Source organism: Aeromonas sp. QDB23, from assembly GCF_027707745.1.
Lineage (GTDB): Bacteria > Pseudomonadota > Gammaproteobacteria > Enterobacterales > Aeromonadaceae > Aeromonas > Aeromonas allosaccharophila.
In genome coordinates this window covers 1-2,226 of record NZ_JAPCJA010000131.1, presented here as the reverse complement: position 1 = coordinate 2,226, position 2,226 = coordinate 1, and the positions used below count along the sequence as shown (strand labels likewise).

Annotated in this window: 2 protein-coding genes and 1 pseudogene; all 3 read left to right on the top strand. The window is 47.7% G+C overall.

Annotation, left to right across the window (positions count from 1 at the left end; all coding sequences use genetic code 11):
- Positions 1–72: 72 nt before the first annotated feature.
- Positions 73–420 (top strand): annotated as a pseudogene (locus tag PG888_RS22735) (CatB-related O-acetyltransferase); the annotation flags it as partial.
- 68 nt (positions 421–488) lie between these two features.
- Positions 489–1,289: an oxacillin-hydrolyzing class D beta-lactamase OXA-10 gene (locus PG888_RS22730; protein WP_000846390.1), complete on the top strand. Its 801-nt coding sequence runs from the start codon at positions 489–491 to the stop codon at positions 1,287–1,289.
- A 16-nt stretch (positions 1,290–1,305) separates the two neighbouring features.
- A complete protein-coding gene (gene aadA1, locus PG888_RS22725) occupies positions 1,306–2,097 on the top strand; it encodes an ANT(3'')-Ia family aminoglycoside nucleotidyltransferase AadA1 (protein WP_001206316.1) in 792 nt (263 codons plus the stop codon).
- Positions 2,098–2,226: the final 129 nt, after the last annotated feature.

The following is a 2,226-nucleotide window of genomic DNA, read 5'->3' as shown; positions in this document are numbered from 1 at the left end:
ATATCTGGAAACGGTACTCAATGCGGGTCTCAAAAAACTGGGTGAAATTTAACAAAATGTTCACGCTCTCACCCTGCATTCTCAAGCGCACTCGATGCCTTCCAAAAAGCAGGTAATACTGTCATTGGCAATGACGTTTGGATCGGCTCTGAGGCAATGGTCATGCCCGGAATCAAGATCGGGCACGGTGCGGTGATAGGCAGCCGCTCGTTGGTGACAAAAGATGTGGAGCCTTACGCTATCGTTGGCGGCAATCCCGCTAAGAAGATTAAGAAACGCTTCACCGATGAGGAAATTTCATTGCTTCTGGAGATGGAGTGGTGGAATTGGTCACTGGAGAAGATCAAAGCGGCAATGCCCATGCTGTGCTCGTCTAATATTGTTGGCCTGCACAAGTATTGGCTCGAGTTTGCCGTCTAACAATTCAATCAAGCCGATGCCGCTTCGCGGCACGGCTTATTTCAGGCGTTAGCCACCAAGAAGGTGCCATGAAAACATTTGCCGCATATGTAATTATCGCGTGTCTTTCGAGTACGGCATTAGCTGGTTCAATTACAGAAAATACGTCTTGGAACAAAGAGTTCTCTGCCGAAGCCGTCAATGGTGTCTTCGTGCTTTGTAAAAGTAGCAGTAAATCCTGCGCTACCAATGACTTAGCTCGTGCATCAAAGGAATATCTTCCAGCATCAACATTTAAGATCCCCAACGCAATTATCGGCCTAGAAACTGGTGTCATAAAGAATGAGCATCAGGTTTTCAAATGGGACGGAAAGCCAAGAGCCATGAAGCAATGGGAAAGAGACTTGACCTTAAGAGGGGCAATACAAGTTTCAGCTGTTCCCGTATTTCAACAAATCGCCAGAGAAGTTGGCGAAGTAAGAATGCAGAAATACCTTAAAAAATTTTCCTATGGCAACCAGAATATCAGTGGTGGCATTGACAAATTCTGGTTGGAAGGCCAGCTTAGAATTTCCGCAGTTAATCAAGTGGAGTTTCTAGAGTCTCTATATTTAAATAAATTGTCAGCATCTAAAGAAAACCAGCTAATAGTAAAAGAGGCTTTGGTAACGGAGGCGGCACCTGAATATCTAGTGCATTCAAAAACTGGTTTTTCTGGTGTGGGAACTGAGTCAAATCCTGGTGTCGCATGGTGGGTTGGGTGGGTTGAGAAGGAGACAGAGGTTTACTTTTTCGCCTTTAACATGGATATAGACAACGAAAGTAAGTTGCCGCTAAGAAAATCCATTCCCACCAAAATCATGGAAAGTGAGGGCATCATTGGTGGCTAAAACAAAGTTAAACATCATGAGGGAAGCGGTGATCGCCGAAGTATCGACTCAACTATCAGAGGTAGTTGGCGTCATCGAGCGCCATCTCGAACCGACGTTGCTGGCCGTACATTTGTACGGCTCCGCAGTGGATGGCGGCCTGAAGCCACACAGTGATATTGATTTGCTGGTTACGGTGACCGTAAGGCTTGATGAAACAACGCGGCGAGCTTTGATCAACGACCTTTTGGAAACTTCGGCTTCCCCTGGAGAGAGCGAGATTCTCCGCGCTGTAGAAGTCACCATTGTTGTGCACGACGACATCATTCCGTGGCGTTATCCAGCTAAGCGCGAACTGCAATTTGGAGAATGGCAGCGCAATGACATTCTTGCAGGTATCTTCGAGCCAGCCACGATCGACATTGATCTGGCTATCTTGCTGACAAAAGCAAGAGAACATAGCGTTGCCTTGGTAGGTCCAGCGGCGGAGGAACTCTTTGATCCGGTTCCTGAACAGGATCTATTTGAGGCGCTAAATGAAACCTTAACGCTATGGAACTCGCCGCCCGACTGGGCTGGCGATGAGCGAAATGTAGTGCTTACGTTGTCCCGCATTTGGTACAGCGCAGTAACCGGCAAAATCGCGCCGAAGGATGTCGCTGCCGACTGGGCAATGGAGCGCCTGCCGGCCCAGTATCAGCCCGTCATACTTGAAGCTAGACAGGCTTATCTTGGACAAGAAGAAGATCGCTTGGCCTCCCGCGCAGATCAGTTGGAAGAATTTGTTCACTACGTGAAAGGCGAGATCACCAAGGTAGTCGGCAAATAATGTCTAACAATTCGTTCAAGCCGACGCCGCTTCGCGGCGCGGCTTAACTCAAGCGTTAGATGCACTAAGCACATAATTGCTCACAGCCAAACTATCAGGTCAAGTCTGCTTTTATTATTTTTAAGCGTG